The sequence below is a fragment of the Sphingomonas astaxanthinifaciens DSM 22298 genome (genome assembly GCF_000711715.1).
In the GTDB taxonomy this organism is placed as follows: domain Bacteria; phylum Pseudomonadota; class Alphaproteobacteria; order Sphingomonadales; family Sphingomonadaceae; genus Sphingomicrobium; species Sphingomicrobium astaxanthinifaciens_A.
Genome location: NZ_JONN01000001.1, coordinates 1,696,619 through 1,712,447 on the forward strand (window position 1 = coordinate 1,696,619; position 15,829 = coordinate 1,712,447).

Annotated in this window: 10 protein-coding genes; 5 read left to right on the forward strand and 5 right to left on the reverse strand. The window is 69.2% G+C overall.

The features are described from left to right. Nucleotides 1-80 precede the first annotated feature (80 nt). Nucleotides 81-422: a DNA-directed RNA polymerase subunit omega gene (gene rpoZ, locus BS69_RS0108795; protein WP_029941580.1), complete on the forward strand. Its 342-nt coding sequence runs from the start codon at nt 81-83 to the stop codon at nt 420-422. 19 nt (nt 423-441) lie between these two features. Here the strand turns inward: rpoZ and BS69_RS0108800 are convergent, their stop codons facing one another. Beyond that, nucleotides 442-954, reverse strand: coding sequence for a winged helix-turn-helix transcriptional regulator (locus BS69_RS0108800; RefSeq protein ID WP_051676652.1), 513 nt, complete (start codon nt 952-954; stop codon nt 442-444). Between the two features lie 152 nt (nt 955-1,106). Here BS69_RS0108800 and BS69_RS0108805 point away from each other — a divergent pair, with 152 nt between their 5' ends. Next, nucleotides 1,107-3,197, forward strand: coding sequence for a RelA/SpoT family protein (locus BS69_RS0108805; protein WP_029941582.1), 2,091 nt, complete (start codon nt 1,107-1,109; stop codon nt 3,195-3,197). Here BS69_RS0108805 and BS69_RS0108810 read toward each other — a convergent pair. After that, on the reverse strand, nt 3,194-5,467 hold the full coding sequence (locus BS69_RS0108810) for an NADP-dependent malic enzyme (protein ID WP_029941583.1): 2,274 nt from the start codon (nt 5,465-5,467) through the stop codon (nt 3,194-3,196). The genes BS69_RS0108805 and BS69_RS0108810 overlap by 4 nt on opposite strands. Before the next feature lie 147 nt (nt 5,468-5,614). Between BS69_RS0108810 and mutS the strand changes: the two genes are divergently transcribed. Together mutS and BS69_RS0108820 are read left to right on the forward strand one after the other, a co-directional pair. Beyond that, on the forward strand, nt 5,615-8,203 hold the full coding sequence (gene mutS, locus BS69_RS0108815) for a DNA mismatch repair protein MutS (protein WP_029941584.1): 2,589 nt from the start codon (nt 5,615-5,617) through the stop codon (nt 8,201-8,203). Then, nucleotides 8,200-10,818, forward strand: coding sequence for a [protein-PII] uridylyltransferase (locus tag BS69_RS0108820; protein ID WP_051676653.1), 2,619 nt, complete (start codon nt 8,200-8,202; stop codon nt 10,816-10,818). Before mutS ends, BS69_RS0108820 begins: the two co-directional genes overlap by 4 nt. Nucleotides 10,819-10,883: 65 nt before the next feature. Here BS69_RS0108820 and BS69_RS0108825 read toward each other — a convergent pair whose 3' ends face one another. Further along, complete coding sequence (locus BS69_RS0108825) at nt 10,884-13,763, reverse strand: TonB-dependent receptor (RefSeq protein ID WP_029941586.1); 2,880 nt, start codon at nt 13,761-13,763, stop codon at nt 10,884-10,886. A gap of 253 nt (nt 13,764-14,016) precedes the next feature. Continuing rightward, entirely contained in the window at nt 14,017-14,547 is a 531-nt protein-coding gene (gene infC, locus BS69_RS0108830) for a translation initiation factor IF-3 (protein WP_029941587.1), read from the reverse strand. A 195-nt stretch (nt 14,548-14,742) separates the two neighbouring features. Here infC and BS69_RS0108835 point away from each other — a divergent pair, with 195 nt between their 5' ends. Continuing rightward, a complete protein-coding gene (locus BS69_RS0108835) occupies nt 14,743-15,273 on the forward strand; it encodes a hypothetical protein (RefSeq protein WP_029941588.1) in 531 nt (176 codons plus the stop codon). Nucleotides 15,274-15,294: 21 nt separating this feature from the next. Here BS69_RS0108835 and BS69_RS0108840 read toward each other — a convergent pair whose 3' ends face one another. Beyond that, a complete protein-coding gene (locus tag BS69_RS0108840) occupies nt 15,295-15,828 on the reverse strand; it encodes a GAF domain-containing protein (protein WP_169738079.1) in 534 nt (177 codons plus the stop codon). Nucleotide 15,829: the final 1 nt, after the last annotated feature.

Genomic DNA, 15,829 nt, shown 5'->3' on the forward strand with positions numbered 1-15,829 from the left:
TTCCTTGACTTTGCGACCCGTCCTCCTTAGGTCGGCCACCTTCTCTTCCAGCGTCAGCTCAACCAAGAAGGCCAAGCCTGATGGCACGCGTCACCGTCGAAGATTGCGTCGACAAGATTCCCAACCGCTTCGATCTCGTCCTGATGGCCGCCCAGCGCGCCCGGCAGATCTCGGGCGGCGCCGACCTCACCATCGATCGCGACCGCGACAAGAACCCGGTCGTCGCCCTGCGCGAGATCGCCGAGGAGACCGTCCGTCCGCGCGACCTCCAGGAAGCCGTGGTCTCGGGCCTCCAGCGCGTCCAGATCGACGAGGAAGATGCGACCGACGAACTGGCGTCGCTGGCCGATTCGGCCGAGGCGCTGCGCCTCACCGCGGCCGCCCCGCCGCGCCCGACCCCGTCGGGCGGCGACTACGAATAAGCCCGGGGCCGCCTGAGCGTCAGGCGGCTTCGAGATCCTCTTCGGCGTGGGACAGGAGCCTGATCTCCTCCCCGTCGCGCCCGAGCCAGACCAGATCCTCGAGCGCCAGCGTGCGGCCGTCGTGTGACGTAACGGCGATCGGCGCAAGCGGACGGCGGTCGCGGCGATCCGCGACCTGGTGGTGGGTTGGCTCGCCCATGCCGTTGTTGCTCGCCCACTGGCGCAAGGCGATGATCACCGGCAGCAAGGTTTCGCCGCGCTCGGTCAGCGTATAGATCACCCGGCGGCGATCGTCCGGATCGGGATTGCGCGCGAGAATCTGCGCATCGACCAGCCGACCGAGCCGGTCGGACAGGATGTTGCGGGCAATCCCCAGGCAGCGCTGGAATTCCTCGAAGTGGCGCAGGCCGAGCATCGCCGCACGGATGATGAGGCAGGTCCAGCGCTCGCCGATCAGCGCCACCGCCTCGGGAATCGGGCACGCCTCCGAGGCGTCGCGAAACGCTTTCACCCACCCGGCATCACGCGCCATTCCCCTGCTCCCCCGCTGACAAGCTAAACCCGAGCAGGCCCAAGTTTAGCGGCCTTCGGGGCGGCGGCAATGACTAACCTCGATCAATGTTGCCGCTCGGCAACGCTACTTCGCACTTGCAACAACCCGCCCCTCGGGCCCACATAGAGCCGGTGCTTCGTCAATATGAGCTGGTCGAGCGGGTTCGCTCCTACGATCCCGATGCGGACGAGGGATTGATCAACCGCGCCTACGTCTTCTCGATGAAGGCCCACGGGTCGCAGACACGGGCTTCGGGCGACCCCTATTTCAGCCATCCGATCGAAGTCGCGGGGATCCTTACCGACCTCAAGCTCGACGACGAGACCATCGTCACCGGAATCCTCCACGACACGATCGAGGACACCGTCGCCACCCCCGAGGAAGTCGAGAAGCTGTTCGGGGCGAGCGTCGCGCGGCTGGTGGACGGCGTCACCAAGCTCAGCAAGATCGAGGCCCAGTCGGAGAACGAGCGGGCGGCCGAGAACCTGCGCAAGTTCCTGCTCGCCCTGTCGGGCGATATCCGCGTCCTGCTGGTGAAGCTGGCCGACCGGCTCCACAACATGCGCACGCTCCACCACATCAAGAATGAGGAGAAGCGCCGCCGGATCGCCCGCGAGACGATGGATATCTATGCCCCGCTCGCCGAGCGGATAGGTATGTACGAGATCATGAACGAGATGCAGACGCTGGCATTTCGGGAGATCGAGCCGGACGCCTACGCCTCGATCACGCGCCGCCTGTCGCAGCTTCATGCCGAGGGCGGCGACCTCGTCAGCCGGATCGGGCTCGGACTCAAGCTCCACCTCGCCGACAACGGACTCGAGGCCGAGGTCACGGGCCGCGAAAAGCATCCCTATTCGATCTGGCGCAAGATGGCCGAGCGCCACATCAGCTTCGAGCAACTGTCCGACGTCATGGCCTTTCGCGTGATCGTCGAGGACGTGGCGGACTGCTATCGCGCGCTCGGCCAGATTCATCGCCGCTGGCCGATGGTCCCGGGCCGCTTCAAGGACTTCATCTCGACGCCCAAGCGCAACGGCTACCGATCGCTGCACACCTCGGTCATCCACGACAGCAAGATGCGGATCGAGGTCCAGATCCGCACCCGCGAGATGCATCTCCAGGCCGAGAAGGGGCTCGCCTCGCACTGGGCCTACAAGGAAGGCAAGCCGGTCGCCGACATCCACATTCCGTGGATCGATGATCTGGTCGAGATCCTCGACCATGCCGAAAGCCCCGAGGAGCTGCTCGAGCACACCCGGATGGCGATGTACCAGGACCGGATCTTCGCCTTCACTCCCAAAGGCGAGCTGATCCAGCTGCCCAAGGGCGCGACCCCGGTCGACTTTGCTTATGCGGTCCATACCCGGCTGGGCGACAAGACCGTCGGGGCCAAGGTCAACGGCCGGGTGGTTCCCCTGCGCACCCTCCTCGACAATGGCGACCAGGTCGAGATCCTGATCAGCGACGCCCAGACCCCGCAGCCCTCGTGGCTGCGGTTCGTCGCGACGGGCAAGGCGCGCTCGGCGATCCGCCGCTTCGTCCGCCACAAGGAGCGCGACGAGACGGTCGAGCTCGGCCGCAAGATCTATGACGAGATCGTCGCCCGGCTGCCCGTTCCGCTGCCCAAGGAAGCGCTGCCGCGGGCGATGAAGAAATTGAAGCTCGACGATGAGGATGCGCTGATGATCGCCATCGCCCGCAAGCGGGTCGGCGACGAGGCGCTGATGGAAGCGCTGATGCCGGGCTCGACCGGTGGCGACGTCGCGCCGCGCCCGGCCGCACAGCGCCGCGCCATCTCGATCCGCGGGCTGACCCCCGGGGTCGCCTATCACCTCGGCCAGTGCTGTCACCCGATTCCCGGCGACCGGATCGTCGGGCTGCGGCGCGAGGACGAGGAGATCGAAGTCCATGCGATCGGCTGCGACCTGCTTGCCAGCGGGATCGATGCCGACTGGCTCGACCTCAGCTGGAGCGACGATTCGGACGGCGCGGCGGCGCGGCTGTGCATCATCCTGCGCGACGTCGCGGGCGCACTCGGCACCATGGCGACCACGCTCGGGCAGAAGGGCGCCAACATCGTCAACCTGGCGCAGGTCCACCGCGACGGCAGCTTCCACACCTTCCACGTCGACGTGGAGGTGCACGACCTCGCGCACCTCCACTCGATCATGGCCGCGCTGCGGGCGACCGACGCCGTGTCGAGCGTCGAGCGGGTCTAGCCCCGCCGCTTCCCGTCGACCGCGCCGGCGGCAAGAACCGCCAGCGTCACGAGATCGCTTGCCCCTGCGGTCATCGGCGCGATCTGCACCGGCAGCTTCATTCCCAGCAGGAACGGCCCGAGCATGTTCTCGCCGCTCAGCGCGCGCAGCAGTTTGGCCGACAGGCTGGCGGACTGGAGCCCCGGCATGATCAGGATGTTGGCGGGTCCGGTCAGCCGGCTGAACGGATAATAGCGCCGCTGCATGTCGTGGTTGAGCGCGACATCGGGCGCCATCTCGCCTTCATATTCGAAGTCGACCGTGCGCGAATCGAGCAGGGCCACCGCCTCGCGCAGCTCGCCGACATAGGCGCCCGGCGGGTTACCGAAGGTCGTGTAGCTGACGAAGGCGACGCGCGGCTCCTGCCCCATGCGGCGCGCGAAGGCGGCCGAGCGGATGGCGATGGTGGCGAGCTGTTCGGCGGTCGGGCGCTCGGTCACCGCGGTGTCGGCGACCAGCACCGTCTGATTCTGTCCGACGATGATGTTGACGCCGAAGGGGTCGCTCTGGTCCTCGTGGTCGATGACCATCTCGATCTGCTTCAGCGACTGGCTGAACGGGCGGGTCACGCCGGTGATCATCGCGTCGGCCTCGCCTAGGGCGAGCATGGCCGCGGCGAAATAATTGCGGTCCTGGTTGACCATCCGCTCGATCTCGCGGCGCAAATAGCCCTTGCGCTGGAGCCGCGCGTAGAGGTGGTCGACCGCGCGCCCGACCAGCGGCGAATTGCGGCTGTTGAGCACCTCGTAGCCCGAGGGATCGTCGATCCCGAGCTCGCGCAGCCGGTCGTGAACGTCGTCGCGCCCGACCAGCACCGGAGTCCCGTAACCGCCTTCCTTGAAGGCGATGGCGGCGCGCAGCACGACATGCTCCTCGCCCTCGGCGAACAGCACGCGCTTGGGGTTGGCCTTCGCCGCCTCGTAGGCGAGGCTGAGCACGCTGACGGTGGGATTGAGCCGCGCGCGCAGCGTCTGCCGGTAGGCGGCGAAATTCTCGATCGGGCGCTGGGCGACGCCCGAGCGCATCGCCGCTTCGGCGACCGCGGCGGGGACGACCTCGAGCAGGCGCGGATCGAAGGGCGCGGGGATGATATAGTCGGCGCCGAAGCGCTGGCTCTTGCCGCCATAGGCCGCGGCGACTTCCTCGGGCACCGCCTCGCGGGCGAGTTCGGCCAGCGCGTTGGCCGCGGCGATCTTCATCTCGTCGTTGATCGCGGTCGCCCGCACGTCGAGCGCGCCGCGGAAGATGAAGGGGAAGCCCAGCACGTTGTTGACCTGGTTGGGATAATCCGAGCGGCCGGTCGCGACGATCGCATCGGGCCGTGCCGCCTTGGCCTCGGGCGGGGTGATCTCGGGATCGGGATTGGCCATGGCGAAGATGATCGGCTGTGGCGCCATCTTCGTCACCCACTCGGGCTTCAAGGCCCTGGCCGCACTGAGACCGAGGAAGACGTCGGCTCCGTCGAGCGCTTCCTCGAGCGTGCGGCGGTCGGTGTCGACCGCATGCGCGCTCTTCCACTGGTCGAGGTCGTCGCGGCCCTTGTGGATGACTCCGCTGCGATCGCACATCATCACATGGTCGCTGCGCACGCCCATCGCCTTGATCAGCTCGGTGCAGGCGATGGCCGCGGCGCCGGCGCCGTTCACCACCACCTTGATGTCCTTGAGCGCACGCCCGGTCAGCAGGCAGGCGTTGATGAGCCCGGCGGCGGTGATGATCGCGGTGCCGTGCTGGTCGTCGTGAAAGACCGGGATGTTCATCCGCTCGCGCAGCGCCTGCTCGATCACGAAGCAGTCGGGCGCGGCAATGTCCTCGAGGTTGATGCCGCCGAAGCTCGGCTCGAGCAGCGCGACCGCGTTGATGAACGCCTCGGCATCGCGGGTGTCGACCTCGAGATCGATCGAATCGACGTCGGCGAAGCGCTTGAACAGCACCGCCTTGCCTTCCATCACCGGCTTCGACGCCAGCGCGCCGAGGTCGCCAAGGCCGAGGATCGCGGTACCGTTGGAGATGACCGCGACGAGATTGCCCTTGGCCGTGTAGTCGTAGGCGGTCGCCGGATCCTCGGCGATCGCGCGGACGGGGACCGCGACTCCGGGCGAATAAGCGAGGCTGAGGTCGCGCTGGGTCGCCATCGGCTTGGAGGCGATGATTTCGATCTTTCCGGGCCGGCCGCGCGAGTGGAAATGCAGCGCCTCGGCTTCGGAGAACTTCACATTGCTTTCGGACATGGGGGAGCCCCTAGCCGATTTGCCTTTGTTTCCCAACGATCGTTCGCCCTGAGCGAAGTCGAAGGGCGTTGGCGCAAGTGTGCTTCGACTTCGCTCAGCACGAACGAAGTAGTTACGTGAGGCGCGATGAGCAGCTAGGACGGTGGCATGGCCCGGGCCGACGCCGACACCCCGATGATGCAGCAATATCACCGCCTCAAGGCCGAGGCCGGTGACGCCTTGCTGTTCTACCGGATGGGCGACTTCTTCGAGCTCTTCTTCGAGGACGCGAGGATCGCCGCGGCCTGTCTCGACATCGCGCTGACCAAGCGCGGCGACGAGGTGCCGATGTGCGGCGTCCCGGTCCACGCGGCCGAATCCTATCTCGCCCGGCTGATCCGCGCCGGCCACCGGGTCGCCATCGCCGAGCAGACCGAGAGTCCAGCCGAAGCCCGCCGGCTGCGCGGCTCGAAGGCGCTGGTCGAACGGGCGATTGTCCGGCTGGTCACCCCCGGCACGCTGACCGAGGAGACCCTTCTCGAAAGCGGCGCCACCAACTGGCTCGCCGCGATCGGCTGCGCGGGCGAGGAATGGGCCATCGCCGCCTGCGACATCTCGACCGGCCGGTTCGAGCTCATCGCCTGCGCGCGGACTGAGATCGCCGCCGAGCTCGCCCGGCTGGGGCCCGCCGAGGTGATCGGCGCCCAGCCCCTCGACGGCATTACCGGGCGCTGGGGCCACGACGGGTTCGACAGCCTCCATGGCGAGCGCCTGCTCAAGCGCCGCTTCGGCCTCGCCGACCTCGACGGACTGGGCGGTCCCGGCCGGGCCGAGCTGGCGGCGGCAGGGGGTCTCCTCGATTATCTCGCCGCGACCCAGCGCGAGGCGACCGCCTTCCTCGCCTTGCCGCGCCGGATCCAGCGCTCGGCCCACATGGCGATCGACGCCGCGACCCGCGCCAGCCTCGAGATCTGCCGCACGCAGGACGGGGCGGTGGCCGGCTCGCTGCTCGGTGAAGTCGATCGCTGCGTCACCGCGGCCGGCCGGCGCCTGCTCGGCCAGGACCTCGCCGCCCCGCTGACCGACCGCGCAGCTATCGAGCAGCGGCTCGACCTCGTCGCCTGGTTCACCGAGGAGCCGATCCGCCGCGAGCGGGTCCGCGGCACCTTGCGCAGCCTGCCCGACCTCGGTCGCGCGCTCGGCCGCCTCGTCGCCGGCCGCGGCAGCCCTCGCGACCTCGCCGCCTTGCGCGACGGGCTCGGCGGCGCCGCGGATCTCGCCGCGAGCCTTGCCGGCCAGGCGCTCCGCCCGGCCCTGCTCGACGCGCTGTTGCCCGATCTTGGCGGCCATGACGCCCTGGTCGACGAGCTCGGCCGCGCGCTGGTCGCCTCGCCGCCGCTCGACGCGGCCAAGGGCGGGTTCATCGCCGAGGGCCATGACCCCGAGCTCGACCGCCTCCGCTCGGCCTCGAGCGACGGCCGCCGCGCCATCGCCGAGCTGGAGGGCCGCTACCGCGAGGCGACCGGGGTGGCGGCGCTCAAGATCCGGCACAATGCGGTGCTCGGCTATCACGTCGAGGTGCCGGCCAAGCACGCCGACAAGCTGCTCGCCCCCGACAGCGGCTTTACCCACCGCCAGACCATGGCCGGCGCGGTCCGCTTCAACAGCCCCGCGCTCCACGAGGAAGCGAGCCGCGTGCTCGAGGCCGGCGGCCACGCCCTCTCCCTCGAACAGGCGCATCTCGCCCGACTGACCGACGCGGCGGTCGCCCGGGCCGGGCCGATCGCCACCACCGCCGACGCGCTCGCCCGGATCGACGTCGCCGCGGGCCTCGCCGAGCGCGCGATCGAGGGCGGCTGGGTCCGACCCGCGCTCGACGAGACACCCTGCCTCGAGATCGAGGGTGGACGCCATCCGGTGGTCGAGCGGGCGCTGGGCCAGGCGGGCGAGCGCTTCGTCGCCAACGACTGCTGCCTCGGCACGGCCGACCGGCTGTGGCTGATCACCGGCCCCAACATGGGCGGCAAGTCGACCTTCCTGCGTCAGGTCGCGTTGATCGCATTGCTCGCCCAGGCCGGCAGCTTCGTCCCCGCCGCCCGCGCCAGGGTCGGCCTCGTCGACCGCCTGTTCAGCCGGGTCGGCGCGTCGGACAACCTCGCCCGTGGCCGCTCCACCTTCATGGTCGAGATGGTCGAGACCGCCGCCATCCTCGCCCAGGCGACGCCGCGCAGCCTCGTCATCCTCGACGAGATCGGGCGGGGCACCTCGACCTACGACGGGCTCGCCATCGCCTGGGCGGTGGTCGAGGCGATGCACGACGAAGCCAAGAGCCGCACCCTCTTCGCGACCCATTATCACGAGCTCACCCGGCTCGCGGGCCGGCTCCCCTGCCTGTCGCTCCACAACGTCCGCGCGCGCGAGTGGAAGGGCGACCTCGTCCTCCTCCACGAAGTCGCCGAGGGCGCCGCCGACCGCAGCTACGGCATCGCCGTCGCCCGCCTTGCCGGCCTTCCGCCGACGGTGGTGGCGCGCGCGAAGTCGGTGCTGGCCAAGCTCGAGGCCGGGCGCGACGCCACCGGGGGCATTGCCGCGGGGCTCGACGACCTGCCGCTCTTCGCCGCCGCTGCCGAGGCGCCGCCCGCGACCGATCCGCTGGCCGACGCGCTCGCCGCCATTGACCCCGATGCCCTCACCCCGCGCGAGGCGCTCGACGCGCTCTACCGGCTGAAGCGGCTGTCGGACGAGCAGGCCGGATGACCGCGCTCGCCGAGCGTCTCGATCAGGCCCGCTCGGCCATCTTCGCCGCGATGGACGACTGTCCATCCGAGGGCCGCCAGCATGCCGCCGCCTTCGCCCGCGCGATCGACGACCTCGTCCGCGCCGCCTTCGCCGACGCGCTTGCCGCTTATCCCAATGCCAATCCCTCGGCCGCTGAGAAGGTCAGCCTGGTCGCGCTCGGCGGCTATGGCCGGGCCGAGATGGCGCCGTTCAGCGACGTCGACCTCATGTTCCTCGTCCCCCAGCCGCGCACGCCCTGGTGCGAGCAGGTGATCGAGGCGACGCTCTACGCTTTGTGGGACGCACGGCTGAAGGTAGGGCAGGCGATCCGCACCCCGGCCGAACTCCTCAACCTGTCGCGCGCCGACCTCACCGTCCGGACCGCCATGCTCGAAAGCCGCTTCGTCGACGGCGACCGCGCGCTGTACGAGGAAACCGCCGAGCGCTTCCGGCGGGAGATTGTCGCGGGGACCGCCGCCGAATTCGTCACCGCCAAGCTCGCCGAGCGCGACGAGCGGCACGAGAAATTCGGCGACAGCCGCTATCTCGTCGAGCCCAACGTCAAGAACGGCAAGGGGGGCCTGCGCGACCTCCACACCCTGCTGTGGGTCGGCCGCTACGTCCACGGCGTCCGCTCGGCCGAGGAGCTGGTCGGGGCCGGCCTGCTGACCCAGGCCGAATATGCCCGTTTCGACCGGGCGATGCGCTTCTTCTGGTCGGTCCGCTGCCTCCTCCACCGCGCCGCCGGCCGCGCCGAGGAACGACTGAGCTTCACCCACCAGCGCGAGCTCGCCGCCGCGCTTCGTTACGCCGACCGGCCAGGCAAGAGCGCGGTCGAACGCTTCATGCACATGTATTTCCTCCAGGCGCGCACTGTCGGCGACCTGACCGGCCAGTTCCTCGCCCAGCTCGACGCGCAACTGGGCGCCAAGGGCCGCCGCTTCGCCCTCCCGACCTTCCTCCGTCGCCCGCGCCGACTGGGCGGCTTTGTGGTCGATCGCGGCCGGCTTGCGCTGCCCCACGACCGCTATCTGCGCGACGACCCCAAGCGCCTGCTCGCCCTCTTCGCCACCGCCGCGCGCGAGAAGATGGAGGTGCATCCGAGCGCGATGCGCGCCGCGACCCGCGACGCGCGGCTGGTCGACCAGGTCCGCGACGACCCCGAGGCCAATGCCCTGTTCCTCGAGGTCCTCACCAGCCGCGACCAGCCCGAGCTCGTCCTGCGCTGGATGAACGAGGCCAATGTCTTCGGCCGCTTCGTCCCCGACTTCCGCCGCGTCGTCGCGCAGATGCAGTTCGACATGTATCATCACTATACGGTCGACGAGCACACCATCCGCGCGGTCGGGCTGCTGGCGGCGATCGAGCGCGGCGAATATGCCGAGGACCATCCGCTGGCGACGGCGCTGTTCCGGCAGATCGGGTCGCGCCGCGTCCTCTATGTCGCGGTGCTGCTCCACGACATCGCCAAGGGGCGCAAGGGCGACCACAGCATTCTCGGCGAGGAAGTCGCGCGCGAGCTCTGCCCCCGGCTCGGGCTCGACGCGGGCGAGACCGATACCGTGGCCTGGCTCGTCCGCCACCACCTGCTGCTCAGCCGGACCGCGTTCAAGCGCGACCTCGCCGACCCCAAGACGATCGACGACTTCACCGCCGAGGTGCAGAGCCCCGAGCGCCTGCGCCTGCTCCTGCTGCTCACCGTGGTCGACATTCGCGCGGTCGGGCCCGGGGTCTGGACCGAGTGGAAGCGGCGCCTGATCCAGTCGCTCTACGACCTCGCCGAGGAGCGCCTGCGGCTTGGCCACAAGCAGCGCGGCCGGGCCGAGGAAGTCGCCGCCCGGCAGGCGACGCTCCGCGCGGCGCTGGGCTGGAGCGACAAGGCCGCCGCTGCCCACGCCCGGCGCTTGCCCGACAGCTACTGGCTGGCCGAGCCTGGCGACTGGATCCTCGACAATGCCCGGCAGATCGCCGAGGCCGAAGCCGCGGACGGCGAGCGTCGGCCCTCGATCCGGATCGAGGGCGAGGATTCGGGTGCGACCCGGGTCAGCATCTTCGCGCCCGACCGTCCCGGCCTCTTCTACCGGATCTGCGCCGGGCTCGCCGCCGCCGGCGCGGGAATCGTCGGCGCGCGGATCCACACCACCCGCGACGGCATGGCGCTCGACAATCTGCTGGTGCAGGACGGCCAAGGCCGACCCTATACCGACCGGCGCCGCCGGGCCCGCCTCGCCAGGGCGCTCACCGCTGCGGTCGGCAGCGAGGCGCTCGCACCGCTCGCCGCCGGTCAGGCGACCAATGTCTTCGGGCTCGCCCCGTCGGTCACCGTCGCCGACGGCGCTTCGCGCCGCTTCACCGTGGTCGAGGTGCGCGCGTCCGACCGGACCGGCCTGCTCGCCGCGCTGGCCCATGCGATCCACGGCATCGGCCAGGTCGTCCATTCGGCGCATATCGCCACCTACGGCGAGAAGGCGGTCGACGTCTTCTACCTGACCAATGCCGAGGGGCAGAAGCTCGATCCCACCGAGGTCGCGGCGCTGCGCGCGGCGCTGCTCGCCGCGGCCTCCGATCCCGACCCGCAGTCGGCCGCCGCCTGACTCTTAACGAGAAAGGGCCCCGCGGTCGCCCGCGAGGCCCCTCCCCCTGTAACGGAGCGCGCCGCTTAGAAGCGGGTGCGGACCGTCATGCCGTAGGTGCGCGGCTCGCCGAGGAAGGCGCCGAACAGCTGGCTCGAGGTCGGCGTGAAGCCGCTGCGAACCGCCCGGTAGGTGCCCGAGCCCTGCAGCGTCGCGTCGAACGCCACCTGCAGGAAGTCCTCGTTGAACAGGTTCTGGGCCCACAGCTCGACGCCCCAGATGCCCTTCGGACCGGTCAGGCCGACGCGGGCATTCACCACCGTGTAGGCGGGCTGCAGCTTCTCGAGGTCGAGGTCCGAACCGGTGTTGTACTGGCTCGAGTGACGGGCATCAACGTAGAACAGCGCGCGGATCCCGCTGTCGGTGATCTGCGGCGTGAACGAGGCCGAGCCGGTCAGCGCCAGCGCGGCGCTGTTCGAGAGGCGACGCTGCGCCAGCTGGAACAGGGCGTTGCTGAGCGCGCGGCCTTCGACGCCGACCAGGTTCTGGCGATACTTGGTCGAGGTCCAGGTGCCGCCGACGTTGATCGAGACGTCGGTGATCGGGCGGGTGAACACCTCGACTTCGACACCGCGGCTGCGGACGCCGGCCCGCAGGTCATCCTTGGCGCAGGTCCCGGTCGCCGAATTGTTGTCGCGGTCCTGGTTGAAGATGTACTTGCTGCAGCTGTTCACGTTCTCGACGAAGAAGTTCAGCCCGTTGAAGGTGTTGAGCTGGAAATCGCGGAACAGCTGGTTGAAGGCCGCCACGTTCACGTCGATCCCGCGGCCGTTGTACTTCATGCCGAGCTCGAGCGCGTCGTTGATCTCGGGCTTGAACTCGAGCTGCTTGAGGCTCGCCGCGGTGGTGACGCCGCCCGGGGCGGTGCCGACCAGCGTGCGCGAGAAGGCCGAACGGTCGAGGTTGTAGCCGCCCGCCTTGTAGCCGCGCGAATAGCTCACGTAGGTGAGGATGTCCGACGAGGGCTTCCAGCTGAGGACCACGGTGCCCGACAGCTTCGACTCGGTCTTCTTGCCGTTCTGGAGCGACAGGCTGCCGCCGGCGACGCTCGGGATAACGCACGGCAGCTGCTGCAGCGCCTGCAGGCCGGCCAGCGGGCTGGCGGTCCCGTTGAGCGAGGTCAGCGCGCGGCACAGCAGGTTGTTGTCGGTGAAGGTGGCGTCGAGGGTCTTGCGCTCGCGGGTGTAGCGGGCGCCGAGCGTCAGCTTCAGGCTGTCGGTGATGTTGAAGATGTTGTGCGTGAAGACCGCGAAATTGCGGCTGTTCTGGTCGTAGACGTCACGCAGGCCGACACCGTTGAAGCTGGTCGTCGGCGACAGGCCGAGGGTCGCGGCGAGCGAGCCGAAGCCCGGACGGCCCGGGACCGAGTTGAGCGCGCCGAGTGTGCCCACCGAGGTCTGGAGCTGCGTGATCGCGGCGACCTGCGCCGGGGTGCGGCTGGCGACCGGAATGGCGAGCAGCGCGCCGAGCTGCGAGCTCAGCGTCGAGATCGCGCCGTTCACGATCGTCTGGTTGACGCAGGTCGGCGAGCTGGTCTGGACCGCGCCCGGAAGCACGCTCGAGAAGAGCAGGCAGTTCGAGTAGCGCTCATAGTCCGCGCCGTAGCTGAGGTTGTCGGCGACGGTCAGCTTCTCGTTCGCGAAATAGCCGCCGACCAGCCAGTTCAGGCGGTCGTTGAGCGTCGTGCCCTGGAGGCGGAGCTCCTGGCTGAAGGTCTTGAACTTGTTGTAGGCGCTGCCGTCGTCACCGCGATAGATGATGTCGAGGTTGTTGAAGTCGGCATCCTGGCCGCGGATGTAGTTGTTGTAGCGATAGGCGGTGATGCTGGTCAGCTCGGCACCGCCGAAGTCGTACACGGCCTCGCCCGACACGCCATAATCCTTGACGTCCTGGCGGAAGCTGCGGCCCGGGGTGATCGAGATGTCGCGGGCAAAGGTGTCGTCATGGATCACGCCGCCCAGCGCCCGCTCGAGGCCGGCGATGGTCGAGGGTGTCTCGATCACGTTGCCGCCCGAGAGCGTGTAGTTGCGGGCGCGCAGGAAGGTCGCCGCGCAGCACTCCTCGTCGCGCTTCGAATAGTCGCCGATCAGGCGGAAGCTGAACTGGTCGTTGGGCTTGTAGAGGCCCTGCAGGCGAACGAGGTAACGGTCGCGATTGTTGACGTCGCGGCCCGAGATGGTGTCGGTCAGGAAGCCGTCGCGCTTCATGTAGATGGCGTCGGCGCGGACCGCGAACTGGTCGCTGAGGCCGCCGGTGGCACCCACTTCGACGCGGCGCAGGTCGTAGTTGCCGAGCGTCAGCTCGGCGTTGACCTGCTGCTTGAAGCTCGGCTTGGCGGTGATGATCGAGATGAGGCCGGCCGAGGCGTTGCGGCCGAACAGCGTGCCCTGCGGACCGCGCAGCACCTCGATGCGGTCGATCTGGCCGAGCTCGGTCAGGCCGACGCCAGTGCGCGAGCGATAGACGCCGTCGATGAACACCGCGACCGAACTTTCGAGGCCGGGGTTGTCGCCGACCGTGCCGATGCCGCGGATACGGGCGGCACCCGCGCCGGCCTCGGACGAGGTCGAGGAGACCAGCAGCGAGGGGCTGACCTGGGTCAGCTGGCGGATGTCGGCGACGCCGCTGTTCTCGAGGGTCTGCGCGGTGATCGCGCTGACCGCGAGCGGCACGTCGGACAGGGCCTCGTTACGGCGGGTCGCGGTGACGACGATGTCGCCCACGTCGGCGGTGTTGGTCTGTTCGGCGGTCTGCGCCTCGACCCCGGTCTTGCTGACCGCACCGGCCTCGGCGGTCGAACCCTCGGTCGGCTGCGCGCCCTGGCCGTCGGTGTCGGTCGACTGGGCGAAGGCCGGCGTCGAGATGGCGAACAGGCCGGCTGAAAGCAGCCAGATGGACTTGCGCATGGAAATTGACCCCTCCGAAAGTAAAACCTTACAGGCGGTGGGGCGTAGAGCAGCCACGCCTTCCTTGGGAAGCGCGGGCGTTCGTCACTTATGGGTAATGTTGCTGCGCTGTGTCAGTGTCGCAACATGCTGCACCGCAGCAACGCACTTGCACCTAACTTAGATAGCGGAAAGTCGCCGGGCCGCGGCGGATGATCGGCTTTTCGGCCACACCTCCGTGCCCGGCGCCAGTGGCGCCCCCTGCGGGCCGCGCTTACTTGGGCGCCAGCACCATCAGCATCTGACGGCCTTCCATGCGCGGGTGCGCCTCGACCTTGGCGATTTCGCCGGTCGCCTCGGCGACGCGCTGGAGCACCGCCATGCCGAGCTGGCCATGCGCCATCTCGCGACCGCGGAAGCGCATGGTGACCTTCACCTTGTCGCCGTCCTCGAGGAACTCGACCACCTTCTTCATCTTGGTCTCGTAGTCGTGGTCGTCGATGTTCGGACGCATCTTGATCTCCTTGATCTCCTGCGTCTTCTGGCGCTTGCGCTGCTCGTTGGCCTTCTTCTGGGCCTCGTACTTGAAGCGGCCGATATCGAGGAACTTCGCGACGGGCGGATCGGCATTGGGGCTGATCTCGACCAGGTCGAGCCCGACCTCGGCGGCCTGCTCGATCGCTTCACGCGTATACATCACGCCAAGGTTCTCGCCATTTTCGTCGATCACCCGAACCTTCTGGCTCTGGATGAACTCATTGTAGCGAGGGCCGGTCATCGGCGGCGGCGCCATCGGGCGGCGCATGCTGGGCGGACGTATAACGCATTCTCCTTGTGCAATTGGCTGAGGGTGCCAGCTAGGCGCTCACGGCCCTGCTGAAAAGGGGCGAACCCCCAATTAGGGGCATTTTCTTGCCGCCCTGTGGCGGACTGGCGTCATTTGCCCCCCTCGTCGCGGCGCAAGGGCGTTCCTACATGCGGGCAGGGAGTGAAACGTACGATGCTCGAAGTCCTTGGCGCGATCCTGCTGGTCTTCTTCCTCATGGCCCTAGCCATGGTCTGGCTGGGCGTCCGCATGGCGCGGCGGATGATGCGCAACCTGCGCTCCTTCGCCGGCGGCTTCACCGGCCAGGGGGCCTGGGGCGGACAATCCTGGGGGAGCGCCATCCCCGATCCGCGCTGGGCGCGGCTGGCCGGCCATCTCGATCGCCGCCAGCGAGAGCAGGCGCGGGTCGCGCGCGAACGGATCCGCGCACTGCTCGCCGAGCGCGGGTCGGCCGCGCTCACTCCCGAGGAAGCGCAGCTCATGATCAGCTGCGAGAAGCGCGTCCCCGAACTCATCGACACCTGCCTCGAGCGCTGCCGGTCGGCCCGCCCCGACGAGCGCTGCGACTATGCCGCACCGACGCTCGAGCGGCTGGTCCGGCTGGGCGAGGAGGCCGAGGCCGCGCGGGCCGCGATCCGGGCCCGCGACGACCAAAGGCTCACCACCATGCACCATTATTTCGACGCGGTCGCCGAGCGGCGCTGACGGCGGCGCCGGCGACTCGGATCAGAGCGCGAGCCAGGCCGCGCGGCCGCAATCCTGACCCCCGGCCGAGCGGCGGGCGCGGGCGGCGGCGACGAGCCGGGCAATGTCCCGGAACAGGGCCAGCTGGTCGCTGGTGAAGCTGCGGCGGGTTCGGCTGGCGAAGGAGAGGGTGCCGAGCAGCCGGTCGTCGGCCAACAGCGGCTGCGAGGCATAGGCATTGACCCCCGCGCTGCGCACCAGGTCCGCGCGCGGATCGAGCGAGCGCTGGATGTCGGTGACGTGCAGCGGCGCGCGCAGGCGGGCCACGAGGCCGCAGATCGCCTGTCCGAAGTCCAGGCGTGCACAGCGCAGGGCCATGGCCTCGTCGAACCCGCGGAGCGTGGCGAGGTGAAGGACCTCGTCGGCCGGGGAGGCGACGAACGCCACCATCCCGTCGATGATTCCGGCGGAATCGAGGTCGTCATAGACCGCTGGAAGCACCGCCCGGTCGGGATCGTCGCCCCGCACCAGGCGCAGGCTGACCTCGGCAAGGAGGGCCGCGCGCCCGCCTGGCAAG

Coding starts and splice junctions, on each gene's coding strand:
- BS69_RS0108810 (WP_029941583.1), bottom strand. CDS start 5,467: ATGTCCGAAAGCAATGTGAAGTTCTCCGAAGCCGAGGCGCTGCATTTC.
- BS69_RS0108835 (WP_029941588.1), top strand. CDS start 14,743: ATGCTCGAAGTCCTTGGCGCGATCCTGCTGGTCTTCTTCCTCATGGCC.
- BS69_RS0108800 (WP_051676652.1), bottom strand. CDS start 954: ATGGCGCGTGATGCCGGGTGGGTGAAAGCGTTTCGCGACGCCTCGGAG.
- BS69_RS0108820 (WP_051676653.1), top strand. CDS start 8,200: ATGACCGCGCTCGCCGAGCGTCTCGATCAGGCCCGCTCGGCCATCTTC.
- rpoZ (WP_029941580.1), top strand. CDS start 81: ATGGCACGCGTCACCGTCGAAGATTGCGTCGACAAGATTCCCAACCGC.
- BS69_RS0108825 (WP_029941586.1), bottom strand. CDS start 13,763: ATGCGCAAGTCCATCTGGCTGCTTTCAGCCGGCCTGTTCGCCATCTCG.
- mutS (WP_029941584.1), top strand. CDS start 5,615: ATGGCCCGGGCCGACGCCGACACCCCGATGATGCAGCAATATCACCGC.
- infC (WP_029941587.1), bottom strand. CDS start 14,547: ATGCGCCGCCCGATGGCGCCGCCGCCGATGACCGGCCCTCGCTACAAT.